We start from the raw sequence: 23,008 nt of genomic DNA, 5'->3' as shown, positions 1-23,008 counted from the left end.
TCGCGTTTCCGAGATCCATTCACGGACGGTTCAAGCCAGGGAAAACGATATTGATTCGACGCCTTTTACGGGCGGAATCAAGCGCTCCAATGGGGGAGTTGAGCGGACGATCCAAGTCCATTTGCCGCACGGTGAATCCGGTGGAACGATGCGTGCCCTGCACAACGCCCAGGCGGCATGCGGTGGCGGCCCGTAGAAGATTTTTTCGAAACCGTGAACCGATCGCCACCGCCCATCCGATGAAGGGATGTGGCAGGCATGGACGAGAAGCACAGCAGCGACGCGGAACTGCTGTGCGCGGCAGCGGAAGGCGACAGTCGGGCCTTCGAGCTGTTCTACCGGCGCTACGAGCCGTGGTTGGTCACCCGGCTCAGGTACCGCTGCTCCGATGCCGCCCTTGTCGATGACGTCGTCCAGGAGACGTTCCTCGCCATCTGGCGCGGCACCGCTCGTTACAGCGAGCAGCCCGGTGCCGACGCCGCCGGCTGGCTGTGGCGCATCGGCACCCGACGGCTCACCGATGCGCAGCGCGGTCACGGCACGAGGCAGCGGCTTCTGCAGGCCCTCGGCCGGTTCCGCACCACGCACCAGCCGTCCGCCGAGGACGAGGTACTGGAGGGCCTTCCGCACAGCGACCTGGCCCAAGCGCTGGCCCGGCTTCCGGCCGAGCTCAGCGCCGTACTCCAGGCCACCGTCGTGGACGGGCTGACCACCGCCGAAGCCGCCGCGGTACTGCGCATTCCGGCGGGCACGGTGAAGACCCGCGCGATGCGGGCCCGACGACGGCTCCGTAAGGAACTCACATGACGGAAGGCAGCGACATGACCGGCGGCAGAGAGGAGCGAGCGATGAGGGTGACGGGAGGTCCGCCGTACGGCCCCCAACCGGCCTACGGCCCGCGCACGCCGTACAGCCCGCAAACGCCGCCCAGCCCGCATCTTGAGGACCGGATGCTACGGGCCTACGCGTTCGGGGAGTTGGCCCCACCCGGGCTGGCACACGCCGACGCGCATGTAGCAGACTGCCCGCACTGCCGCTCCCGGCTCGGCGACCTCGGCGACCGGGCGCGCACGGACGCGGGGTGGGCCCGGCTGCGTGTCGTCATGGACGTACCCCGGCCCGGCCCCGTCGAGCGCGCGCTGCTGCGGTGCCAGGTCCCCGACCACACCGCACGGCTGATCGCCGCCACTCCGGCACTGCGCCGCTCCTGGCTGATCGGGGCGGCAGTGACATTGCTGCTGACCGTAATGGTGGCGCGATGGGGCCGTGCCGACGCAGCACCGCTGCCGTTCTTCGTCCTGGCGCCGGCCCTGCCGGTCATCGGGGTCGCCGCGTCGTTCGGGCCGCGCTCCGATCCGATGTACGAAATGACGCTGGTCGCCCCGGTGCACGGGCTCCGGCTGCTGCTGGTGCGCACGGTCGCGGTGGTCGGCACCACGGCCGCCCTGGTGGGTACGGCCGCCGTAGCACTGCCCGGCCCCGCGCTGCGGGCGCTCGGCTGGCTGCTGCCTTCCCTGGCCCTGACCCTGATCACACTGGCGCTGTCCGCGCGGCTCGATCCCGCGGTGGCGGCGGGGGTGACCGGTGGCGGCTGGACGCTGGCCCTTGTGCTGACGTTCGGGGACGGGGACAGCCCATTGCTGTCCGGCGCCGGGCAGTGTGCCGCGGCCGGGGCCGCGCTGGCGGCCTGCGCCGTCATCGCGCTGACCCGGTCCAGCTTCGACAGGGGGCTGCCGCATGCATGACGTCTGCCGGCGCCGGCAGACGGCGCGCCCCGCGACCTGCCCGGCGATCCCACCAGCGCCCCACCCGGCGATTGGCTCGATCTCACCGCCACGCGGTCCACCGCACCCTCGAAGCCCACGCCACCACCGCAAAGCCCACCTACCCCGCCGTAAAGACCGCTTGATCTCACTGCCGTGAAGAGGGGAACGTGCCATGAACCGCGCAGCCGTGTCGGCCCAGGGACTGACCGTCGCGTACCGCAAATTCCGTGCGCTGAACGGGATTTCCTTTGTACTGGAGCCCGGCGTGACCGGCCTGCTGGGGCCGAACGGCGCGGGCAAGACAACCCTGCTGCGCGCCCTGGCCACCGCCGCGCTGCCCGACAGCGGCGCGCTCACCGTCCTCGGAATGGACCCGTACACCCCCGAGGGGCGGCTGGGAATACGCCGCCGACTGGGCTACCTGCCGCAGGACCCGGGCTTCCATCCCCACTTCACGGCCTTCGAGTTCGTCGATTACGTCGCCATCCTCAAGGAGATGAAGGACCGGGCCGCCAGACACCGCGAGGTCCTCCGCGTCCTTGATGCCGTCGGCCTGCCCGACCGCCGGGGCAAGAAGATCAAACAGCTGTCGGGGGGCATGCGGCAGCGCGTCGCGCTCGCCGCCGCGCTCGTCGGCGACCCCGAGCTGCTGATTCTCGACGAGCCGACCGTCGGCCTGGACCCCGAACAGCGCCTCCGCTTCCGTGAGTTGATCGCCGATCTCGGTGATGGCCGCACCGTGCTGCTGTCCACGCACCAGACCGAGGATGTCGCCGCGCTCTGCCGCCGGGTCATCGTTCTCGACAGCGGCACCATCAAGTTCGACGGCGAACCACCCGCGCTCGCCGCCGTCGCCGGCGGCAGGGTGTGGAGCAGCGAGCAGCGTGATCCCCGCGCGCTGGCGGGCTGGCGCACCGGCGTCGGCACCGTACGCAACATCGGCTCGCCGCCGCCCGGCGCCCCGCTGCTCGAACCCACCCTGGAGGACGGCTATCTGCTGCTCCTCGACGCCACCGCCGCACGGGAGAACGCGGCATGAAGGACATGACCGAGATGACCGGCCCCTTCACACCACCCGCCAGTGCCCGCGCCGGCAACCGCACCTCCGCCCGGCCGCCCGCGCCCGGCCCCAGCCGGGGCGCCGTCCTGGCGCTTGCCCGCGTCGAGGCGCTCCGTCTGCTGCGGCACCCCGCGATGCTCGCATCCCTCGCCGGATATCTGGGGCTGTGGGCATACGCGGCGGCCACCGGCGACGCGGCCAACCGCTATCCGGTGCTCCAGGACGAATCCCGGTACCTCCAGGTCCCGCTGCTGCTGCTCGCGATCGGCACCCTGCTCGCCGCCAATCTCGGCATGCTGCGCGGGCGCCGCCACAGCGTCGAGCCCCTCTACGAGGTGCTGGGCCTGGGCCCGCGCAACCGCACCACGGCCCATCTCCTGTCGCTGCTGCCCGCAGTGGCACTGACCGCGGCGCTCGCACTCGCACGGATCGGATATCTCGCGGCGAAGCCGGGCGCCGTGGGCACCGTCCAGTGGCCGGAGATCGCGACGCCGCCCGCAACGGTGCTGCTGGCCGGAGCCCTTGGCGTACTGCTGGCCCGCCTCAGCGCATCCCCCTCGGTGGCACCACTCGTACTGGCCGGGCTGACCGCGTGCACCTTCGTCGCAGCGGTGCAGAACACCGCCGCCTGGCGCTGGTTCGCCATCGTCGCCATCGAGGACGAATTCGCCCCACCGCTGCCATCGGACCTGGTGGGACGGCCCGCCGGGTGGCACCTTCTGTGGCTGCTCGCCCTCGCCGGACTCTGCGCCGCGCTCGCGCTGCTGCGGCGCGCGCCGAGCGATGCTCCGGCCGCCGCGCAGCCGGGCGCGGGCCCGCTGCGGCTGGGTACCGCGGCCGCAGCGACGCTCGCCGTCCTCGCGGGCACACTCCAGACCCGGCCCCTCCCCTCGGACATCGTCCAAGCGCGGGCCGAAGCCACCGAGCACCCGGTGGCCCAGCAGGTGTGCACCACGCTCGACACCGTCGAGTACTGCGCGTTTCCCGAGTTCAAGGACCGCGCCCAGGACTGGGACAAGGTCGTACGGGGCGTCCTCGCCCGCACCCCCCGCAAGGTCGCCGACGCCCGCTACGCGGTCCGCCAGCGCACCTTCCGCAGCGGCGTCGAGTCCCACCGCGATACGCCGCTTCCTCAGGCGGCCTGGGACGCCGACGATCTGCGGGCCGGTACACCACGAGCGGTCCCGGTCGGTACGTGGTGGAGCGAGGGCGACGCCGGGGGCGACGCGGCCGGCGACGCCGTGGCCGAATTCTCGGCGCTGTTCGCCCATCGGGCGGTCACCGGCTCCGTGCCGCACGGCCCAAAGACGGACATGGTGTGCGGATCGCGCGGGGTGCTCGTCCTGTGGCTGGCCGGTCAGGCGACCGACGGCACGCACCGCGCCCTCCGTGACCTGGCGACCCGCTCCGCAGGCGGCTTCAGCTTCCTCGTCCTGGAGTCCGCGACGGGGCTCGGATTCGACTCCCGTGAGCAGGAGTTGGCGATGGGCCTGCTGCGGCGGCCGGCCGACGAGATCGGTGCCCGCGTGAAGGCGTCCTGGGCCGAGCTGTCCTCCGCGCACACCTCGACCGACCGGGCCGCAAACCTCCTCGGAGTGCCCGCCCCGGCGCCGGTCCCCGGCACGGAAGGGGCCTGCCGATGAGCCGACCGGGCAAGCCGCTCCCCCTGGTCCTCCTCCCACCGGTGCTGCGCGCCGCCCGGACAACACCGCTGCTGGGCGCCGGTCTCGCGGCCGTCCTCCTGGTGGGGATCCCCGCCGCGCTGTCCGCGCATCTGCGGCTCACCGACGGCGTGCTCCTGATGCGCGTGGCCACGGTTCTGATCGCGCTCGGCGCAGCCTTCATGCTGGACGACCCGGCGGCCCGCACGACCGAGGTGGTGCCCACGCCCCGCCTGCTGCTGCACGGCCTTCGAGCCTTCACGGCTGTGATCACCGCCGGCGCGCTCTGGACCGCCGTACTGCTCCTCGGCCGGTCGGCCATCACCGGCGAGGAACGCGAACTACTGCCGGAGCCCGGCCTCGCCCTGGAAGCCGGGGCGCTGCTCCTGGTGGTACTCATGCTCGCATCGGCGGGCCTGAAGGCCACGGCAGGTATCGGCGGCGGCCTGGTAGCCGCGCCGGGGGCGGCGCTGCTCCTCCTGACCGCGATGCTCCTGCCGCTGCCCGACGGGGTGGCACTCTTCCCTCAGCCGCTCACACCGGAGTGGGGGATGTCCCGCCAACTGTGGGCGGGAGTGGCCGGCATAGCTGTGGCCGTGACCGGGCTGCTGCTGCGCGAGCCCCGGCGGCAGCGCAGCGGACGCGCTCGCCACGCGGCACGGGGCTTGGATGAGGCGGGCCGCCCGGCGTCGCGAGGACAGACCGCGAACCCTGGCAGCTCCACGAACTCCGTGAATTCCAGGCGGATGCCGACCCGGTCCTCGGAGTAACAGGGGCGGTGGCCACCGTCGTTCACGGATCACGACCAGCCGCGTGGCATGCTGCACCGGGGGTGGCCTCATGTTTCACGAGTTGGGTGATCTGCGGGAGGAGCAGCAGCGGGTAGCGGCCCGTCCTCCGGAGGACGGGGCTCCACCCGTCCTCTCCGTCTTCGACGTGGTCCTGCACCAGGACGTGGATCCGACGGCGTACATGGAACGGGTGCGGGCCGTCGTATCCGCCGCACTGAAGCTGGCCGTTTCGGCGACGTTCGACGATGAGGATCTGCCGGTCGAGGCGATTCCGGCGTGGTTCGTCGCGGTGAGCCGTACGCCGGATGAGCCGGGTGAGCCGGGTGAGCCGGGTGAGCCGGATGCGGACCTCACGGAATTCGCCCGGCGCGGCAAGGCCCGCTACCAGGAGGAATTCGGCAACCGGCCCTGGGATATCCAGTGGTGGCTGTGGCAATTCGATCCCGACAGCGAGACCCGGGGCTGGGCGTGGTGGGACGCAACGCAGTCGGGGGACCGTCGGGTCCGCGTCTGGGCCGACAGCTGGGGCGAGGATTTCTATGCGTGTGATGAGGTGCGCTGGCTGCTGCACACCGCCGGGGCGGAAACGGTGTCCGGTCCCGTTCTGGCCCACCCGTCGGAATGGGTCACCACGTCATCGCCAGCTCCGGGTCCTCCCGAAGCTTGGCCAGGGCGCGGGAGACGGCGCTCTTGACCGTACCGACGGAGACCTCCATGACCTCGGCGGTCTGGGCCTCGCTGAGGTCCTCGTAGTAGCGGAGGACGACCATGGCGCGCTGGCGGGCGGGCAGTCGCATCACCGCGCGCCACATCGCGTCGCGCAGACCCTGGAGCTCCGCCGGGTCCGGGGCCGGGACGGGTTCCGGCTCGGGAAGTTCGTCGCAGGCGAATTCCTCGACCTTGCGCTTCCGCCACTGGGAGGTGCGCGTGTTGACCAGCGCGCGGCGGACATAGCCGTCCAGGGCGCGGTGGTCCTCGATGCGCTCCCAGGCCACAAAGGTCTTGGTCAGCGCGGTCTGCAGCAGGTCCTCGGCGTCGTTCGGGTTCGCGGTGAGCGACCGCGCGGCGCGCAGCAGCACCGGCCCCCGGGCCCGTACATAGGACGAGAACGACGGGAACACAGCGGCCGTCGAAGCGCTTGTGCACACTGGCGTGGTCATGGCTCAACGCTAGAAGCGGGGGCGGGGTCCAGGGATCGGCCCCAGGTGCCGAAGCGCTATCCCTCTCAAGTTGTACGGGTGATGCCGGCCCCACCTCCTCAGGACTGACGGATGGGGGTTTACCCGTAGGCCCTAGGGACGGGTGACCCGGCCGGGTGAGACGGGCGCCCCCGCGGCCGTCAGCCGTCCCTGCTGAGAATCAGTCCCGACGTCGGGACCCCCGTACCGGCCGTGACCAGGACGTTCGCGGCACCCGGAGTCTGGTTGACCGACGTGCCGCGGATCTGGCGGACGGCCTCGGCGATGCCGTTCATGCCGTGCAGGTACGCCTCGCCGAGCTGCCCGCCGTGCGTGTTCAGCGGCAGCACGTCCGCAGCGACGAAATCGGCCGCCTCGCCCGGCCCGCAGAAGCCGAACTCCTCCAACTGCAGAAGAACGAAGGGGGTGAAGTGGTCGTAGAGGATGGCGGTGTCGATGTCGGAGGGGGCAAGCGCCGCCGTGCGCCAGAGCTGGCGGGCCACGACTCCCATCTCGGGCAGGCCGGTCAGATCGTCGCGGTAGAAGCTGGTCATCTGCTCCTGGGCGCGGCCGGCTCCCTGAGCCGCGGCGGTGATCAGCGCGAGTGGCTGAGGGAGATCGCGGGCCCTCTCGGGCGAGGTCACCACGAGCGCCTGGCCGCCGTCCGTCTCCTGGCAGCAGTCCAGCAGCCGCAGCGGTTCGACGATCCAGCGCGAGGCGGCGTGATCGGCGAGGGTGATGGGCCGGCCGTAGAAGTAGGCGGCCGGGTTGCGGGCGGCATGGCGCCGGCCGGTGACGGCGACATGGCCGAAGGCGTCCGGTGCCAGCCCGTACGTGTGGAGATAGCGCTGGGCGGCCATGGCGACCCAGGAGGCCGGGGTGAGCAGCCCGAAGGGGAGATTCCAGCCGAGCGCGGTGCCCTCGGCGGACGGCTCACGCTGCTGCACGCCGGAACCGAAACGGCGGCCGGATCGTTCATTGAAGGCGCGGTAGCAGACGACCACGTCGGCGATGCCGGACGCGACCGCCAGCGCCGCCTGCTGGACGGTGGCGCAGGCCGCGCCACCGCCGTAGTGGATGCGGGAGAAGAAGGACAGTTCGCCGATACCGGCGGCCTGCGCGAGGGTGATCTCGGGGGTGGTGTCCATGGTGAAGGTGACCAGGCCGTCGACATCGGCCGGGGTCAGCCCGGCGTCGTCGAGCGCGGCGTGCACCGCTTCGACGGCGAGCTTGAGCTCGCTGCGCCCGGAGTCCTTGGAGAACTCGGTCGCGCCGATGCCGGCGATGGCGGCCCGGCCGCCGAGCGAATCCGCGCGGCGCACGCTCATATCGCGCCCTCCGGAAGGCCGACGGTGACCGTGACAGTGCCGGTGACGTGCCGGCCGAGGCCGTTCGCGCCGACGACCCGTATCTGCGCCGTCTCGCCGTCGACGGCGGTGACCGTACCGCTCAACACCATCGTGTCCCCCGGGTAGTTGGGCGCGCCGAGCCGGATGGCGACCTTGCGCAGGACACAACGCGGGCCGAAGTGGTCGGTGATGTAGCGGCCGACCAGGCCGTTCGTGGTCAGGATGTTCATGAAGACGTCCGGGGAGCCCTTCTCCCGGGCGGCCTCCGCGTCGTGGTGCACGTCCTGGTAGTCGCGCGAGGCGACCGCCCCGGCGACGATCAGGGTGCGGGTGATGGGGACGGTGAGGGATGGGAGTTCGTCCCCGACCGTCGCTGTGACGGTGGTCATGCCGCGGTCTCCTTTGCGATCAACTCGCCCAGCTCTTCGAGCAGTTGCGCGCCGGAGCCGAGGTACGCGTCCAGCTGCCTGCCCCAGAGGAAGTGCCGGTGGACGGGGTGTTCGACGTCCGCGCCGATGCCGCCGTGCAGATGCTGGCCCGCGTGCACCACCCGTTTCCCCGCCTCGGACGCCCACCAGGCGGCGGTCAGCGCGTGTGAGCCGGCATCCAGGCCCTCGTCCCGCCGCCAGGCCGCCTCGTACGCGGTGACCCGGATCGCCTCGGTGTCCATGTACGCGTCGGCGGCCCGCAGCAGCACCGCCTGGTTGGTGGAGAGCGGGCGGCCGAACTGCTCACGCATGGAGGCGTGGGACACGGCGCGGGCCAGGGCGCCCGCACAGACCCCCGCCTGGAGCCCGGCGAAGGCGGTGCGGGCGGTGGCCCGGACGTCGTCGTAGGGCGTCACGGTTTCGTCGGGCCGCGCCAGGACGTCGTCGTACGGCGTCACAGCTTCGTCGTGCGGCGTCACATCTCCGTCGTATCGCTTCAGGACGTCGTCAGACGGCTCCGGCCCGGCCTCGTTCTGCAAGGGGCCGGCATCGTCCCCCAACGGCTCAGCCCACGCGCCGTCCAGCGTCAGCCGGCCCGCCGACCACGGCGCGGTGGTCGCCACCGGTTCGATGCCGACACCGGGGTCCCCGGCCCGTACGAGCCACAGCCGTCGGTCCGCATCCGGGACCAGCAGCAGGGTGGCCTCGCACAGCCACGGCACCACAGGGACGGCGCCGGTCAGCCGCGCCCGCGCCCGCCTCCGGCCCCGGCCCGGCGCACCGCGCCGACCGGCGGACGCTGCCCGTACCGCAGCCCCTCCGCCGCCCCGTACGAACGCACCGGTCGCCACCTCCGACCCCTCGCGCAGCCCCGGCAGCAGCCGCGCCCGTTGCTCATCCGTCCCATGCGCGGCGACCGCCAACAGCCCATACGCCGCAGTCGCCGCCAGCGGCACCTGTGCCGTCGTACGCCCCTGCTCCTCCAGCAGCAGGACGAGTCCCAGCAGCCCGATGTCCTCGACGGCGCCCGGCAGCCCGGCCGCGCACAGCGCTTTCCACAATTCGGTGTCGGCGGCCGTGCCCAGCGCCGCCAGCCGGTCGGGCGTGGACCGGTCCGCGAAGATCTCCGCCGCCAGCCCGCTCGCGGCCCGCTGCTCCTCCGTAGGCGTGAAGTCCATCTCAGCCCTCACCTTCGACCCGGAAGACCGGCAGCTCCAACCCGGGCTCCACGCACTGGAATTCAAGCCGTACGGGCATCCCGATCCGCACCTTGTCGTACGGCACTCCGACCACATTGCTGACCATCCGCACCCCCTCCGCGAGCTCGATCAGCGCCACCGCATAGGGAGGCGCGAAGGCGGGGAAGCGCGGGTGGTGCATCACCACGTACGAGTAGACGGTGCCCTCGCCGCCCGCCTCGACCGTGTCCCACTTCTGCGAGCCGCACCCATTGCACCCCGGCAGCCAGGGGAAACGCAGCGTCCGGCAGCCGCCGCACCGCTGGATCAGCAGTTTGTGCGCCGCGACTCCATCCCAGAACCCGGCGTTGTCGCGGTTGATCACGGGGCGGGGGCGCCGATGCTCCGTCTCCTTCGGCTTCCTGGCCGCAGGCGCGTACTTGAGGATCCGGAAGCGGTGCGTCCCGGCGAGCCGCCCCGCCACCCGTACGTCCATCCGCGTCGTGACGAAGTGCCCCGTCCCCAGCTTGGTGGTCTTGCGCTCCGACACCGACTCGATCACCGCGTCGAAGGTGATCCGGTCCCCAGGGCGCAGCGGCCGCAGGTACTCCTGCTCGCAGTCGGTGGCGACGACGGAGGTGTACCCGGCGCCGTCCAGCAGCGCGAACAGCTCGTCGTACGCCGCCGAGCGGTCGGTGTGCCCGGACAGCCCGCCCATCGTCCAGGCCTGCAGCATCGTCGGCGGGGCGACGGCATCCGGCCCCTGGTAGGCGGGGTGGGTGTCCCCCATCGCCTCGCACCAGTGCCTGATCATGGGCTCGTTGACGGGGTCCTTGCCGACAGCCGCGACGGCGGCCGCCTGCCCCTCGTACGCCTTCAGCCGCGGATACACGTCCTCGCTCACCGCCGCCCCCTCCGCATCCCCAGCCGCATCGTCGCCACGATCTCCCGCTGGACCTCGCTCACGCCGCCCCCGAAGGTGTTGATCTGCGCCGCACGGTTCATCCGCTCCAGCTCGCCGTCCCCGAAGGCGCCCGGCGAACCGGCCCGCACGAGCGCCGTGTCGCCGACCACCTCCTGGCACATCCGGTAGACCTCGACGGTGCTCTCCGTACCGGCGAACTTCACGCCGCTGGCGTCGCCGGGGCCGAGCGTCCCGGCCCCCACATCGCCGACCAGCCGCCAGTTCAGCAGCCGGGTGGCGGCCAGCCGGGCGTGCGCCTCGGCGAGCCGGGACCGTACCCAGGCACGGTCGGCGGGCCGTTGCCCGGTCCCCGCGTCCGGCGCGCGGGCGTACGCCAGCGCCGCGTCGAAGGCGTCCTCGGCCTGCATGCCGATGGCGGCGAGGGCGACCCGCTCATGGTTGAGCTGGTTGGTGATCAGGCCCCACCCGGCGTTCTCCTCGCCCACGAGGTTCCCGGCCGGGACGCGGACGCCGTCGTAGTAGGTCGCGGTGGTCGTGAGCCCGCCGACCGTCTCGATCGGCGTCCAGGAGAAGCCGGGCGCGTCGGTCGGTACGAGGATGATCGAGATGCCCTTGTGCTTGGGGGCTTCGGGGTCGGTACGGCAGGCGAGCCAGATCCAGTCCGCCTGCTGGGCGTTGCTGGTGAAGCTCTTGCTGCCGTCGATCACCCAGTGGCCGCCGCCATTGCCGTGGCCATCGCCGTGGCAATCGCCGTTGCCGTGGCCATCGCCATTGCCGCCGCCATCGCCATTGCCGCCGCCATCGCTGTCGTCCTTCACCGCTCTCGTACGGAGCGAGGCGAGGTCGGTGCCGGCGTCCGGTTCGGTGTAGCCGATCGCGAAGACGATCTCGCCGCTGAGGATGCGCGGCAGAAAGTAGTCCTTCTGGCGCCGGGTCCCGTACTTCATCAGGGTCGGGCCGACGGTGTTGAGCGTGACCATCGAGACCGGCGCGCCGGCGCGGTAGGCCTCGTCGAAGAAGACGAACTGCTCGTCGGCACCGCGCCCCTGACCGCCATACGCGGTCGGCCAGCCCAGGCCCAGCATGCCGTCGGCGCCGATCCGGCGGAGGACCGCGCGCTGCCCGGCGGCGTCCTCGACCGGCCCGTGGGGCAGCAGTTCCCGGAAGTACGAGCGGAGTTCGGCACGCAGCCGCTGCTGGCGCGCGGTAGGGGCGAGGTGCACGTCGGCGGCCTCCTGGTGGCGGCGTCGGCGTACTCCCGGCTGGACCTTCCGGTGAACCTGCCGGGCGCACGAACGAGCGAGCGGGTTTCTGACTGTCCGTCAGAAACCCGCTCGCTGTCAAGGTCGGCGCAGTGAACCCCAGAGCAGCCCAATTGCCCCTGCGCCGTACCTCGTATCACCCGCCGGTCAGGCGCCGCTCTCCCCAGCGGCGCTCGGCGTCACCACATTTCCGCGAAGTTGACGGTGGTGGTGGTGTTGGCCTGCTCGATCTCCGTGAAGCCGGAGCCGTTCACGCTCGCGGTGTTGTTCTGGTTGGAGGCGCCGGCGCCATTGGCGACCTGCTGGCCGTTGGTCGCGTTTCCGTCGTTGTCCCCGCCGACGCCGACTCCCCCCTGACTCACCGCCGCCGCGCTCGACCCGTTGTTCGCAAAGCCGCCGTTGTCGGCCTGCGCCACACCGCTGAGGAGCGCGACCGCAAAGGGCAGTGCCGCAGCGACAGCGATGACGCGGGCTGTACGGGTGCTTGCCATGTCTATTCCTCCTACGGAACACAACTTCTGGACCTGCTGGATCTGCTGGAGCCACCGGACCCGTTGGATCTACCGGACCTGTTGGGACATGTGGACCCTGCGGGTCCGATGAAGTCCGGTGCCACCTGTGGAAGTTCTCGATCCGCTCTCGATCTGCGTGGATTGATCTGTCTGCGTGGATTGATCTGCGAGCTGACCTTCGTGAACTCCGTTTGTCCACCGGGTGGTTGGCCGGCCACCGCGGATCTTGCCTCGACGTCGCGGACTCAGGACTGCCCACCGAATCCCCGGCGAACCCACCGGGAAGGGGCGATTCGCTCGCAAGCGTGAGGAACCCCGGGTAAACCCTGAGCGCGCCCCTGATCCCCCTTACACACCCCCCGATCCCCCCACCCACCCCCTTCCCCTTCTCGAACAATTGTACGAAAATAGAACCATGGCCATGCCCCGAAGCCATGCCGCACCGCCCGCCGGCCTCCCGCCCGAGCCGCGCCCCGACCTCCGGCCCGCCCGTCGCTCCCAGCCGTACGCCCACGCCCGGCCGGACCACCCGGACCCTTCCCCAAGCTCTCCACTGCTCCCCCAAGCTCTCGACTCCGCTCAAGCAGGGGGGACGCCCATGCGCAGGGGAGACCCCGGTTCCGCCGCACTCGCCCACGCGCTCACCGCCGCCGACCGCGGCTACGCCGTCATCCCGCTGACCCGCGGCAAACTCCCCGCCATCCGCTCACCGCACCACGGCCGCCACGACCGCCCGGACACCGCGGCCTGCCGCGGTGAGTGCGGCCGCCTCGGACACGGCGCACACGACGCGAGCACCGACCCCTTCGAGATCCGCCGGATGTTCGCCGCCACCCCCTGGGCCACCGGCTACGGCATCGCCTGCGGCCTGCCGCCGCACCACCTCATCGGCCTCGACCTCGACACCAAGAACGGCGCCGACGGCCTCACCGCCCTCCAGTTCATCGCTGAACAGCACCGCTTCCCGATCCCGCCTACGGTCACCGTCCTCACCCCCAGCGGCGGCCGCCACCTCTGGCTGACCGGCCCACCGGCGCCGCCCGTCCCCAACTCCGCCGGCCGGCTCGCCCCCGGCATCGACATCCGCGGCGCCGGCGGCTATCTGGTCGGCCCCGGATCACTGACGACCCGCGGCCGGTACGTCCTCGCCCCCGGCACCCCGGGCCGACCCGCCGCCGCGCCGCGCGCGCTGCTCACCCTCCTCACGCCCCCGCCACCGCCCGCACGCCATGGCGCCCCGCACCACCCCGCCGCCGCGCTCGTACGCTTCGTCCGCGCCTCCCCCACGGGTCAGCGCAACGCCCGCCTCTTCTGGGCCGCCTGCCGCGCCTGCGAGTCCGGTCTCAGCCACGAACTCGCCGCCCGGCTCATCGAGGCCGCCCGCCACACCGGCCTGTCCGAACGGGAGGCCCGCGCCACGATCGCGTCGGCGGCCCACCGCTAGCCGCTGCGCTTGGCCTGCGCCGACGGGGGGCCGGTACGTTGACGGGTGCGGCGCCGTTGTCGCTTGTTGCCGCTGCGTCCTGCTGCTGCCGGACGGCACCGAAGACCTGTGGAGCCCGGACCACGTGGAGCTCATCGCGCCGGCGTGACAGGGGGCGAGGCGAGCGGGGCCCTCCCCCTTCGGGCCCCGCTCACCCAGGCAGATCACCCAACCCCAACCCAGCCCGACCACCTTCCGCAGGAAGTGGACAGCCGCCCCGCGCCGGCCAGGTGAAGTCCCAGCCGTCCACCGATACGGCCTCGGCCTCGACGTCGGCCACCAGATCCTCAAAAGTCCGCGATGTATGCGGCATTAACGAGTTCTTTCCGCAAAGGCGGCCATAAACCAGCGAGTTGCCCGATCGACCGCCCGCACCAGCAATCGATCACCGAACGTAGCGAGACGGGCCAGGCGCGTCATCATCGACCAAGAACCGCCGAAGAACTGTCAAAGAAGCCCGTTACCACGCCGATTCCACCCCGTACGCGCCATGGGTGCGACATTTCGCCCCAACCGGTACATCCAGACGTTCGAACTCACCCGATCAGGTGAGAATCAATCGTGGTGAATGCGTCACGACGAGCAGCGGAAATGATGTGATCCGCACCACTTACATCCCGCCGGGTCGACTATGAACTGCGACGATTCCAGTCAGTAACAAGCTCAGAGCTGGAGCCAGATCCGGCCAATGGTCGCACTGCACCCCAATTACGAGGCAAGATGGAGCCAACGTGTTCGCGAAAAGGTGATCTGCATCACACCTCTCGGTGTGAGAAACGCGGCGAATCATGAACCCGAGTCTCGGGTCGGCGGACATCATGCAGACGTGAACGGGCGAGAGCCCCACCCCCTGTAGCCCGCGAAGCCGTTGGGGATGAGGCTCTCTACCACTCACCGCGCGCGGGGCCTCGGCCAGTTGGTCGGGGCCCTTCGCGTTGCAAGGGGGAAGAATCCGGTCCTTCACAACCCAGTGAGTCGTGAGTAACGGACCGGACCACCAGGCCGCATTGCGCACACCCGGTCCCACTTGCTGCGGTGACCCTTGGGCTATGTCGAGAGCCCATCGGGCCACCTCCCTTCCGGGGCCAGCATTCGTGGACCCCATGGGGAGACCCACGACGCACAGTGGCTCAGAAGTTCGGCGTTTGGTAACCCCATACAGTACCGGTCGGCGTCGTCGGCACCGCCATCGCACGATCCCCTGCACACCTCTCCGGCCGTAACGCAAACCGGCACTGCGTGCCCGTCAGGAAGTTTGTATAGACCTTCGCCGGATGCGATCCAGGCCTCCACCAGGAGGAACTCCCGCCGCCCGCAGGGAACGCAGTGCCAGTTCCCCTACGGGGCGTAGCGCAAATCACATTTGCCGCCAGGTCGGCCAAATCTCCTGCTGACGATCTTTCCTATAACGCGGGCGAAATGATCGATCAATCGAAACACCAGCGGCGGGGAGCGAAATAGCCATGAAAATGACGGGACTTGGACACACACGGGAAGTCAATGGAAGGCGCCTCGCCGAACTCGCCCTTCGGGGACTGGATTTGCCGGCTGTGACACGCAGGACACGAGACATCAGCAGCCACAACTACCCGTCAGAAACATTGAACAAAGCGCAGTTCACCTCTACGCCATGGCAAATGCCAGCAACAATGGGCGACTTGGAGTTTCACGCCACCGCAAGGGCGAGCTCCGGCCGGGCCCACATCACCGCCGGCGGGTTCGCCGGCACACTCCCGGTGAGCCGGGCACCCACGCTGCGGTAGAAGCCCTCGGACGGCGGGTGCGAGACGATCCGTACGCTGTCCAGCCCGGCACCCCGCGCCTCGCCCCGTAGGTGCTCGATCAGCCGGCGGCCGATGCCCAGGCCCTGCGCGTCGTCCGCCACGAACATCAGGTCCAGCTCGGGCGGGTCGACGATCAGCGAGTAGAAGCCGAGCAGCCGGCCGTCATCAGCCTCGTCGACGGCCACGAAGACCCGGTTCGCCTCGATGTAGTCGGGACCCACCCGATACCCCGCGACCATCGCCGCATACGGACCTTGGTAGGCAGCCGAGTTCCGTACGAGCCGGGTGAGCCGCTTGCCGTCGCGAACGACCGCCCGCCGGATCAACACCGTCGGCCGGTACGCCCCGCGCCCTGTGACGCTGCCCCCTATACCCGCCCTCCGCGACGCCACGTGCCCACTGCCTCTCATCGGAACGCCGAGAGGGCCACCCGGCAGAACACCGGGTGGCCCTCTCACCTGCGCTTTGTGACCCTCTGCGGAGGCTGTGGGATTTGAACCCACGGTGACGTTGCCGCCACGACAGTTTTCAAGACTGTTCCCTTAGGCCGCTCGGGCAAGCCTCCCCGCGGCACCGCCGAGCGGTGTCGCGGGATCAGCCTAGCGCGTCACTTGTCGCCCGTGCGCTGCCCCAGGGTGACCTGGGCGGTGTTCTCCTTGCCGCCCCGCTTGTACGTGAGGGTGACCTGGTCGCCGGGCTTGTGCTGCCAGATCTCGCTGATCAGGGTCGGGCCGCTGTCGATCACCGTGTCGTCGAGCTTGGTGATGGTGTCGCCGGGCCGGAGGCCTGCCTTGTCGGCGGGGCCGCCCGGGGTCACCGCGTCCGTGCCGTTGTTGCCGCTCTGGGCGATGGTCGCGCCGTCGCCGGTGTCCTTCATGCCGACCTGGACGCCTATCTGCGGATAGACCGGCCGGCCCGTCTTGATCAGGTCCTGCGCCACCCGCTTCGCCTGGTCGATGGGGATCGCGAAGCCCAGCCCGATGCTGCCGGACTGCTGGGGCTCGCCGCCCAGGCCGCCGCTGCCGGCCGACTGGATGGCGGAGTTGATGCCGATGACATTGCCGCCGGCGTCCATCAGCGGGCCGCCGGAGTTCCCGGGGTTTATCGAGGCGTCCGTCTGCAGGGCGCTCATGTACGAGGCACTGGTACCGCCGCCGTCGCTGGAGGCCACCGGGCGGTCCTTGGCGCTGATGATGCCGGTGGTGACGGTGCCGGACAGGCCGAAGGGCGCGCCGATCGCGATGGTGGCGTCGCCCACCTGGACATTGGCGGACCTGCCGAGCGGCAGCGGCTGGAGCACCGCGTCCGAGGCGTGCTTCAGCTTGATGACCGCGACGTCGTAGCCCTCGGCGCGGCCGATGGCCTCGGCGTCGTACTTCTTGCCGTTGGAGAACGTCACGGTGAGCTTGCCGCCGCCCTCGGCCGCGCTGGCGACGACGTGGTTGTTGGTGAGGATGTGGCCCTGCTTGTCGTAGATGAAGCCGGTGCCGGTGCCGCCCTCGCCGGTCATGCCCTGCGCCTCGATCGTCACCACGCTGGGCAGCGCCTTCTGCGCTATCCCGGAGACGGAGGTGGGCTTGCGGTTCAGTGCCTCGGGGTTGCCGGGGGCGCTGACCGTCGTCGAGGCGGTGTCGTCGCGGCCCGCGGCCCAGAAGCCGATGCCACCGCCGATGCCGCCCGCGACCAGCGCGGCCACCAGGACGGCCGCGATCAGGCCGCCGTTGCGCTTCCTGGGGACGGAGCCGCCGGGCGCGCCCCAGGGGTCACCGCCGCCCCCGTAGGGAGGCTGCTGGCCCCAGCCGCCACCGGAGTGCGGCCGGCCCGGCTGCGGGTGCGCGCCCATCGTCACCGTACGGTCCTGATCGCCCGGGGTGCCGCCGACGGGGGCGGGACCGGCGTGACCGTGCGGGGCTCCGGAGGTGGTCGGCGCGAAGTCCGGCGGCGGGGGCGCCGCGGGGGGAGTGGCCGGCACGGGCGGGGTGTCCGGAGTCTGTGCGCCGGAGGCGGACGCGGGGGCGCTGTCCGACGCCTGCGGCCCCGTTGGCGGCATGGCCTCCGACGGGCCGGTGGCTCCCTCGTTCTCGGTGCTCACAGCTCTCTCCTCAGCTTCATGACCGTGCCGGCCCACGGCCCCGGGCCGTTTCTTCCGGATCTACCGCTTCCTCTGCCTACAGGGATGCCAAACCGGACCTCCAGGATCCGCTACTCCGGGATTTCCGGAACTCCAGGATTCAGGATCCGGGCGATACGGGCGAGTCTCGACGTCCTAGCCTTACTCACCGCGCGTCAGAGCGCCGTAAGCCGAGGCTGTGACCGTTCCCCCCATCCTTTATGCCGGACAAATCCGGCGCATCCCCTGCGAAGCCCATCAGGTACCGCACAGGCGGCCCCACGACGGCGGATGGCACGATAACGCGGTGACCTATGCACGCCCCGCCCAGGACGCCCGTCCGGGTCCGCACGCCATTTCCGTGGTAGCCCATCGAGGTGCCTCCGAGGACGCCCCGGAGCACACCCTGGCCGCCTACCGCAAGGCCATCGAGGACGGCGCGGACGCCCTGGAGTGCGATGTCCGGCTGACCGCCGACGGACATCTGGTCTGCGTCCACGACCGGCGGGTGAACCGCACCTCCAACGGGCGCGGCGCCGTCTCCGCCCTGGAGCTGGCCGACCTCGCCACGCTCGACTTCGGCTCCTGGAAGGCCGGCGCACACGACCGGGAGGCCCCGGACCTGCAGTACGACGACCCCGAGCGGACGTCCGTGCTGACCCTGGAGCGGCTGCTGGAGCTGGTCGCCGACGCGGAACGCCGGGTCGAGCTGGCCATCGAGACCAAACACCCGACCCGATGGGCCGGACAGGTGGAGGAGCGGCTGGTCGAGCTGCTCGGAAGGTTCGGGCATACACAACCGGCCTTGGGCGACGGCCAGGCGCCGCCGGTCCGCGTCATGAGCTTCTCGGCCCGCTCGCTGCACCGTGTACGGGCGGCCGCGCCGCACATCCCCGGCGTCTTCCTGATGCAGTTCCTCACCCCGCGGCACCGCGACGGCCGGCTGCCGCCCGGCGTCGGCATCGCAGGCCCCGGCATAAGGATCCTGCGCTCGCACCCCGAATACGTCGCCAAGGCACATGCCGCGGGCCACCGCGTCCACGTATGGACGGTGAATGAGCCGGACGACGTCGAGCTGTGCCGGGATCTGGGTGTGGACGCAATCATCACCAACCGCCCCAAACAGGTACGAGCCCAGCTCGGCCTTGGCTAAGGCTCATCACAGGGTGTGCACCGGCGCATTCGGCCCGTATTCGATCGTGTCGAGTGCGTCACTGGGTTGTGATTGGCCGGTTTCCGGTCCAGTCCAATGGGGCATTCATCCCGTGGCGTGGGGCAAAGGAGGTCTCGGGGGTGGCGTTGGTGGTGGCACAAGAGGTGCCGACGTCGTCGATCATGGCCGTACCCCATGGTCCGACGGGTGTGGGCAAGGCCAGACGACGCATGCGCGAAGAGCTGTTGGCAAGTGGAGTTCAGGACACAGTCGTCGATGACGCGGTTCTCATTCTCTCCGAGCTCCTCAGCAATTCTTGTCGGCATGCACGTCCGATATACGAAAACGGATCGTCAAATTCCGTACGGGACCCCTCACGGGACACCCCGCCCGCGTCCGTCCGCGCGGCCTGGCGCATCGACGCCCAGGGAAGACTGACGGTTTCGGTCACCGACGGCGGCGGCCCGACCCGGCCACTTCCGGCCACTCCGTCCGTCACGGCGCACGGGGGCCGCGGGCTGGCGATCATCCGATCGCTCGCCAAGGACTGGGGCGTCCGCGACACCATCGCGGGCGAGGTCACGGTCTGGGCTGTTCTCTCTCTTCAGGGCGCGTTCGCTACGCGCGTGGATCTCGCCCGCAATCTGAGAAGCGATCTGACGGGCGATCTGCCGCCGTCGCTCGCGGCGGAACTGGGCCCCGGCCTGCCGCCCGGACTGGCCTTCGCGGACTTCGACGATCCGGCGTAGCAGGCGCCCGGCGCGCAGCCCGCGGCGAGCGGGCCCGCCCGAAGCGGCCCGACATCTCCGCGCCGCGCAGCCATACACCGCCCTACGGCACGCATCCTCTAGGCTCGCGCCGAAACGCGTCCGTTCGCCCAGGATCGACCAGGAGACACCGCCGCCATGGCCAAGAAGCGCCGCCCCCAGCCCCGTGCCGCAGCACCGCAGACGACGGGGGAGGTGCCGGTCGTCGGCGCCCGTGAGCCCTGCCCCTGTGGCTCCGGCCGCCGCTACAAGGCCTGTCACGGCCGGAGCGCGGCGCACGCCGCCACCGAGCTGGTCCAGCGGCCGTTCGAGGGCCTGCCGGGAGAATGCGACTGGGTGGCGCTGCGCGAGCTGGTGCCCGCCGCCACCGCCGAGTTGACGCTGAAGGACGGGCTGCCCGAAGGCGTCCCCTCCGTGACCCTGGCGACGGTGCTGCCGATGGCCTGGCCGGCGCTGCGCCGGGACAACGGCGCGGTGCTGCTCGGCCTGCAGAACGACACCGCCTCCGGCGACATCAGCCGCGACCTCGCGGACACCCTCCAGCGCGCGCTGGCCACGAAGCCGGGCAATCCGGTCGCCGCCGGACGGACCGCCGCCGACGGGCCGCGGCTGCAGGATCTGCTGGACCCGGGCGCGGCTTTCGAGCCGACCGTGCACACCGGCTTCGAGTTCTGGGTGGAGAACGCCGAGAACGCCACCGGCGAGGTCGCCGCCTCCCTGGAGCGGGCCAACGCCGCGGCCATCCCCACCGCCCGGATCCCCGGCCTGGAGGGCGCGTACTGGTGCGAGGCCCCCGAGAAGAACCACCTGCGCTGGGTCACCTCGTACCCCGAGGAGAAGCTGCTGGACGCGCTCGCCCGGCTGCACGCGGCGGGCACCTCCTCGCTGGGCGAAGGCACCCGCCTCGTCGGGTCGTTCCGCGCTCACGGACTGGTCGTCCCGGTCTGGGACCTGCCCTCGACGATGACCGCCGAGGACGTCGCGGGCCCGGCCGCCGCGTTCGCCGAACGGCTCACCGGAGCGCTCGCGTCGGACGCCCCGCTGACCACCGAGGAGCGCCGGTCGCGCGGCGGGCTCACCAACCGCCAGATCACTCTGAGCTGACGATCCCTACCCCGGCAGGCACACGCGTGACACCCGTCACAACTCCCCATACCTGCCGGTAAATAGGCGTCCTGAAATCCACGATCGAATTTGCGAACCGCCGATCTCTTGTTACGGTTCTAAAAGCCCGGTCGCTGGTGCATCCCCCGTCGCCAGCGACCGGGCGCTTCCATGTCCGCCGCGGGGAGTCCTTCCCCGTCCGCCGCCGGACGTCATGGCGCGCGGCCTTTCGCCGCCCCGCACCCCGCATCCTCATTGGTCCGAACCAGCGCTCTCCGGTGCCGAGTTGCCGCCGGAGCGCAGCAGCAGCTGCTCCCCCGCAGCATCGGAGAACTCCGCCACGGCGCCGTACGGCAGCCGGTCCTTGCGTACGGTCGCCCCGGTCGGCGTCTCACACATCCCCGGCACGCCCTCCGCCGCCACCTCGCAGTGCACCTGGACGGTCCTGCCGTCCGGCCGCAGCAGCGTCAGTACGGCGCGCAGCGACTCGCCCGTCGGGTTGCGGTAATACGTCCGTGCCCAGGTCAGACCCTGTTCGGCGAGCACGCAGGTCTGGGCCTCGATCCCCCGGGGAGAGGCGAGTTCGGGGCCGCAGCGGGTGGTCCGGCCGCCGTCGGACAGCAGTGGGAGCTCCAGATCGGCGAGCGGACCGGGGGCTGTCCTGCCGTGCGTCCCGCCGCCGGCTCCGCTGCCACCACCGGGCTTACCGGACTTGTCGGCCTTGCTCTGGTCGGCGGCTCTTTGGGCCCTCGTGTCCGACGCGAAGGTGTCTGCCGGGCCGGCCGTCGCGGCGGCCAACGGGACGGCGATGGCCAGGGCCACTGTGCCGGTCAGCGCGATCAGGCGGGGATTGGGCGCACGCTGCATGGGAGTCACCTGCGATTGATGTGCCGTCGACGACGGCTTGACGGTGCGCCGAACCTATCGGTCGACGGCCGTGCCCCCGGGGGCTCGCACACCCATTTCCCGTAGTCATCCGGGCCGCTCACACCCGTACGGGTGAACTGCCCGCGCGTTCTTTCCGGGGCGTGCGGAGCACGGCGTGACGACGCGCTCCGCTCTACCTCAACCACTGTGACGAACGACGGGTTTTGGCCACGCCGCGAACCGCCTGGCCGGGAACTTCGGCCGGTCTCAGTAGTCGCCCGACACTCCGCTCAGTACGCGAGCCGGCTGTCGCCGTCCGGGGTGCTGGTGCTCGCCATGACCAGCGCGTCGACGATCGTGGCGACCTTCGGCAGCCAGGGCGCGGCCGAAGTGGCCGGCGGCCGCTCCCAGCGCATCTTGCCGGCGCCGATCTGGGACGGCGGGAGCACCACATAGCCGCCCTCGCCGTGGAATCGCAGCGAGCTGGGCACCCATTCCTGCGAGTTCAGCAGTTCACCCAACTCCGCCAGGTCGTACGGCGATACGAGCAGCGACCAGCGGGTGGGCGTGGCCACCACGGGGCCGAGGCGGACGCCGAAGTGGTCCAGCGCCGCGAGGGCGCGGGCGCCGGCCACGGCCGGCAGGCTCACCGCGCAGGGCGCGCGGCCACCCGTGGCCAGCACAACCGGGGCGTCGGGGCGGTTCGCCCACCACCAGCGCACCATCCGGGCATCGGTGGTGGCGGCCAGCAGCCCGGGGTCGAAGGGGTGCGCGCCGGGCACCACACAGTCGGGGTCGGGACAGCCGCAGGGGCGGGTGGCCCGCTCACCGAGGCCGAGCCGGCCGCCGACGGGCTGCCGGCCGCCGGACCGCAGTCCCACACCGGGGAGTACGGGCCACCGCCACTCGGTGGCGCAGTGGAGCGCCGCGCCGAGCAGCGCCGACCTTCCACCGCGCCGGAACAGGAGCTTGCGTCGCCTTCCGAGGATCTCGCGCATGAGCGCTCGTTCCTTTCCGTTAACGCCGAGGGCTAGGTCCATCGCACTACATGCCGAATGCCGCTTCGTGCTGCTTCATCTGCTGCGTGGCGCTTCATGCGACCTGGTCAAGCGACCCGGGGGCCGATCACACGTCGATCACTCACCCATAGATCACACATCGATCACGCCGCGTGGATCCTTGGTCACCGCTGTACTAGGCAGCGCATCACGCCGTACGCCGAGCGTGGAACGTGGCGGAGGGTGGCGCGCGCATGGCGCTTGCGCTTCCGTCGTGCGATCCCGCCACGAGCGGGTGCGTCGCGGTCGTCGTCGTATGAGACGTCAGTGCCCGCCGGAGAGTTCCGTGCGGCCCCAACTCGCGCCGCACCTTTCCGAGTACGTACCCGCCACTGTGGAGATGACGCGCTGTCGATCGCCGTCAGTCGACCTCAAATTGACGTTCGGGGGGCTATTTTCAGGCCAATATACAGACCTCGTTGACACCGCAAACCCCATCGGGACAATGCTGGACATCATGTCGTCGGTGCGTGTACATGTGGAGGCATTGATAGCGGAGCAGCATGACATGGGGGTTTGCGATGCTATTGAGGAACTTGCGCGGCCACACATACCGCACAAAACCACTCAAC

General features: G+C 70.9%; 21 protein-coding genes and 1 tRNA gene. 10 read left to right on the top strand and 12 right to left on the bottom strand.

Translation table 11 applies throughout. The features are described 5' to 3' along the window. Positions 1–258: 258 nt before the first annotated feature. The 6 genes from AB0I10_RS15055 (at position 259) to AB0I10_RS15030 (ending at position 5,972) form a co-directional block, all read left to right on the top strand. Positions 259–807, top strand: coding sequence for an RNA polymerase sigma factor (locus AB0I10_RS15055; RefSeq protein ID WP_363152883.1), 549 nt, complete (start codon positions 259–261; stop codon positions 805–807). Further along, positions 804–1,745: a zf-HC2 domain-containing protein gene (locus AB0I10_RS15050; RefSeq protein WP_363152882.1), complete on the top strand. Its 942-nt coding sequence runs from the start codon at positions 804–806 to the stop codon at positions 1,743–1,745. Before AB0I10_RS15055 ends, AB0I10_RS15050 begins: the two co-directional genes overlap by 4 nt. Positions 1,746–1,938: 193 nt before the next feature. Beyond that, the gene (locus tag AB0I10_RS15045) at positions 1,939–2,805 is read left to right on the top strand and encodes an ATP-binding cassette domain-containing protein (RefSeq protein ID WP_363152881.1); all 867 of its coding nucleotides are present in this window, start codon (positions 1,939–1,941) and stop codon (positions 2,803–2,805) included. After that, on the top strand, positions 2,802–4,469 hold the full coding sequence (locus AB0I10_RS15040; RefSeq protein WP_363152880.1) for an ABC transporter permease: 1,668 nt from the start codon (positions 2,802–2,804) through the stop codon (positions 4,467–4,469). The genes AB0I10_RS15045 and AB0I10_RS15040 overlap by 4 nt, the downstream gene beginning before the upstream one ends. Further along, positions 4,466–5,257 carry a hypothetical protein gene (locus AB0I10_RS15035; protein ID WP_363152879.1) on the top strand — a complete coding sequence of 264 codons (792 nt, stop codon included), beginning with the start codon at positions 4,466–4,468 and terminating at the stop codon, positions 5,255–5,257. The genes AB0I10_RS15040 and AB0I10_RS15035 overlap by 4 nt, the downstream gene beginning before the upstream one ends. A gap of 70 nt (positions 5,258–5,327) precedes the next feature. Beyond that, positions 5,328–5,972 carry a hypothetical protein gene (locus AB0I10_RS15030; protein WP_363152878.1) on the top strand — a complete coding sequence of 215 codons (645 nt, stop codon included), beginning with the start codon at positions 5,328–5,330 and terminating at the stop codon, positions 5,970–5,972. Here AB0I10_RS15030 and AB0I10_RS15025 read toward each other — a convergent pair. The 7 genes from AB0I10_RS15025 to AB0I10_RS14995 all read right to left on the bottom strand — a co-directional run bounded on the left by AB0I10_RS15025 (position 5,905) and on the right by AB0I10_RS14995 (position 12,089). After that, positions 5,905–6,438, bottom strand: coding sequence for a SigE family RNA polymerase sigma factor (locus tag AB0I10_RS15025; RefSeq protein ID WP_363152877.1), 534 nt, complete (start codon positions 6,436–6,438; stop codon positions 5,905–5,907). The genes AB0I10_RS15030 and AB0I10_RS15025 overlap by 68 nt on opposite strands. A gap of 179 nt (positions 6,439–6,617) precedes the next feature. Further along, positions 6,618–7,784 (bottom strand): lipid-transfer protein, encoded by a 1,167-nt coding sequence (locus AB0I10_RS15020; RefSeq protein ID WP_363152876.1) that lies wholly within the window; start codon positions 7,782–7,784, stop codon positions 6,618–6,620. Further along, the gene (locus AB0I10_RS15015; RefSeq protein WP_363152875.1) at positions 7,781–8,194 is read right to left on the bottom strand and encodes a MaoC family dehydratase; all 414 of its coding nucleotides are present in this window, start codon (positions 8,192–8,194) and stop codon (positions 7,781–7,783) included. The genes AB0I10_RS15020 and AB0I10_RS15015 overlap by 4 nt, the downstream gene beginning before the upstream one ends. Continuing rightward, positions 8,191–9,411, bottom strand: a complete 1,221-nt coding sequence (locus tag AB0I10_RS15010) for an acyl-CoA dehydrogenase family protein (RefSeq protein ID WP_363152874.1) — start codon at positions 9,409–9,411, stop codon at positions 8,191–8,193. Before AB0I10_RS15010 ends, AB0I10_RS15015 begins: the two co-directional genes overlap by 4 nt. A gap of 1 nt (position 9,412) precedes the next feature. Continuing rightward, positions 9,413–10,315, bottom strand: coding sequence for an OB-fold domain-containing protein (locus tag AB0I10_RS15005; protein WP_363152873.1), 903 nt, complete (start codon positions 10,313–10,315; stop codon positions 9,413–9,415). Continuing rightward, positions 10,312–11,559, bottom strand: coding sequence for an acyl-CoA dehydrogenase family protein (locus AB0I10_RS15000; protein WP_363152872.1), 1,248 nt, complete (start codon positions 11,557–11,559; stop codon positions 10,312–10,314). Before AB0I10_RS15000 ends, AB0I10_RS15005 begins: the two co-directional genes overlap by 4 nt. Before the next feature lie 218 nt (positions 11,560–11,777). Then, complete coding sequence (locus AB0I10_RS14995) at positions 11,778–12,089, bottom strand: hypothetical protein (RefSeq protein ID WP_363152871.1); 312 nt, start codon at positions 12,087–12,089, stop codon at positions 11,778–11,780. 619 nt (positions 12,090–12,708) lie between these two features. Between AB0I10_RS14995 and AB0I10_RS14990 the strand changes: the two genes are divergently transcribed. Continuing rightward, complete coding sequence (locus tag AB0I10_RS14990; protein ID WP_363152870.1) at positions 12,709–13,554, top strand: bifunctional DNA primase/polymerase; 846 nt, start codon at positions 12,709–12,711, stop codon at positions 13,552–13,554. A 1,705-nt stretch (positions 13,555–15,259) separates the two neighbouring features. Here AB0I10_RS14990 and AB0I10_RS14985 read toward each other — a convergent pair. The 3 genes from AB0I10_RS14985 to AB0I10_RS14975 form a co-directional block, all read right to left on the bottom strand. Beyond that, positions 15,260–15,706, bottom strand: a complete 447-nt coding sequence (locus AB0I10_RS14985; RefSeq protein ID WP_363152869.1) for a GNAT family N-acetyltransferase — start codon at positions 15,704–15,706, stop codon at positions 15,260–15,262. Positions 15,707–15,855: 149 nt separating this feature from the next. Further along, positions 15,856–15,942 (bottom strand) — tRNA-Ser (locus AB0I10_RS14980). A 42-nt stretch (positions 15,943–15,984) separates the two neighbouring features. Continuing rightward, the gene (locus AB0I10_RS14975) at positions 15,985–17,469 is read right to left on the bottom strand and encodes a trypsin-like peptidase domain-containing protein (protein WP_363152868.1); all 1,485 of its coding nucleotides are present in this window, start codon (positions 17,467–17,469) and stop codon (positions 15,985–15,987) included. A gap of 325 nt (positions 17,470–17,794) precedes the next feature. On the opposite strand from AB0I10_RS14975, the gene AB0I10_RS14970 reads away from it, so the two are divergent. The 3 genes from AB0I10_RS14970 to AB0I10_RS14960 all read left to right on the top strand — a co-directional run bounded on the left by AB0I10_RS14970 (position 17,795) and on the right by AB0I10_RS14960 (position 20,511). Beyond that, positions 17,795–18,640, top strand: coding sequence for a glycerophosphodiester phosphodiesterase (locus tag AB0I10_RS14970; RefSeq protein ID WP_363152867.1), 846 nt, complete (start codon positions 17,795–17,797; stop codon positions 18,638–18,640). A gap of 140 nt (positions 18,641–18,780) precedes the next feature. Beyond that, on the top strand, positions 18,781–19,389 hold the full coding sequence (locus AB0I10_RS14965; protein WP_363152866.1) for an ATP-binding protein: 609 nt from the start codon (positions 18,781–18,783) through the stop codon (positions 19,387–19,389). Positions 19,390–19,545: 156 nt separating this feature from the next. Next, positions 19,546–20,511: a DUF5926 family protein gene (locus AB0I10_RS14960; protein WP_363152865.1), complete on the top strand. Its 966-nt coding sequence runs from the start codon at positions 19,546–19,548 to the stop codon at positions 20,509–20,511. Positions 20,512–20,763: 252 nt separating this feature from the next. On the opposite strand, the gene AB0I10_RS14955 is transcribed toward AB0I10_RS14960, so the two are convergent. Both AB0I10_RS14955 and AB0I10_RS14950 read right to left on the bottom strand, forming a co-directional pair. Continuing rightward, positions 20,764–21,378 (bottom strand): hypothetical protein, encoded by a 615-nt coding sequence (locus tag AB0I10_RS14955; RefSeq protein ID WP_363152864.1) that lies wholly within the window; start codon positions 21,376–21,378, stop codon positions 20,764–20,766. 290 nt (positions 21,379–21,668) lie between these two features. Next, complete coding sequence (locus AB0I10_RS14950; RefSeq protein ID WP_363152863.1) at positions 21,669–22,376, bottom strand: bifunctional DNA primase/polymerase; 708 nt, start codon at positions 22,374–22,376, stop codon at positions 21,669–21,671. Between the last annotated feature and the right edge of the window lie 632 nt (positions 22,377–23,008).

Source organism: Streptomyces sp. NPDC050636 (assembly GCF_040654775.1).
In the GTDB taxonomy this organism is placed as follows: domain Bacteria; phylum Actinomycetota; class Actinomycetes; order Streptomycetales; family Streptomycetaceae; genus Streptomyces.
Note: the sequence above shows the minus strand (reverse complement) of the source record. Positions and strands in the feature narration are given on the sequence as shown.

What these genes read in the sequence shown, in the direction of transcription:
- AB0I10_RS15050 (WP_363152882.1), top strand. Translation starts at nt 804, where the DNA reads ATGACGGAAGGCAGCGACATGACCGGCGGCAGAGAGGAGCGAGCGATG.
- AB0I10_RS14960 (WP_363152865.1), top strand. Translation starts at nt 19,546, where the DNA reads ATGGCCAAGAAGCGCCGCCCCCAGCCCCGTGCCGCAGCACCGCAGACG.
- AB0I10_RS14950 (WP_363152863.1), bottom strand. Translation starts at nt 22,376, where the DNA reads ATGCGCGAGATCCTCGGAAGGCGACGCAAGCTCCTGTTCCGGCGCGGT.
- AB0I10_RS15035 (WP_363152879.1), top strand. Translation starts at nt 4,466, where the DNA reads ATGAGCCGACCGGGCAAGCCGCTCCCCCTGGTCCTCCTCCCACCGGTG.
- AB0I10_RS15025 (WP_363152877.1), bottom strand. Translation starts at nt 6,438, where the DNA reads ATGACCACGCCAGTGTGCACAAGCGCTTCGACGGCCGCTGTGTTCCCG.
- AB0I10_RS14995 (WP_363152871.1), bottom strand. Translation starts at nt 12,089, where the DNA reads ATGGCAAGCACCCGTACAGCCCGCGTCATCGCTGTCGCTGCGGCACTG.
- AB0I10_RS15015 (WP_363152875.1), bottom strand. Translation starts at nt 8,194, where the DNA reads ATGACCACCGTCACAGCGACGGTCGGGGACGAACTCCCATCCCTCACC.
- AB0I10_RS15055 (WP_363152883.1), top strand. Translation starts at nt 259, where the DNA reads ATGGACGAGAAGCACAGCAGCGACGCGGAACTGCTGTGCGCGGCAGCG.
- AB0I10_RS15030 (WP_363152878.1), top strand. Translation starts at nt 5,328, where the DNA reads ATGTTTCACGAGTTGGGTGATCTGCGGGAGGAGCAGCAGCGGGTAGCG.
- AB0I10_RS15045 (WP_363152881.1), top strand. Translation starts at nt 1,939, where the DNA reads ATGAACCGCGCAGCCGTGTCGGCCCAGGGACTGACCGTCGCGTACCGC.
- AB0I10_RS15040 (WP_363152880.1), top strand. Translation starts at nt 2,802, where the DNA reads ATGAAGGACATGACCGAGATGACCGGCCCCTTCACACCACCCGCCAGT.
- AB0I10_RS15020 (WP_363152876.1), bottom strand. Translation starts at nt 7,784, where the DNA reads ATGAGCGTGCGCCGCGCGGATTCGCTCGGCGGCCGGGCCGCCATCGCC.
- AB0I10_RS15010 (WP_363152874.1), bottom strand. Translation starts at nt 9,411, where the DNA reads ATGGACTTCACGCCTACGGAGGAGCAGCGGGCCGCGAGCGGGCTGGCG.
- AB0I10_RS14990 (WP_363152870.1), top strand. Translation starts at nt 12,709, where the DNA reads ATGCGCAGGGGAGACCCCGGTTCCGCCGCACTCGCCCACGCGCTCACC.
- AB0I10_RS14955 (WP_363152864.1), bottom strand. Translation starts at nt 21,378, where the DNA reads ATGCAGCGTGCGCCCAATCCCCGCCTGATCGCGCTGACCGGCACAGTG.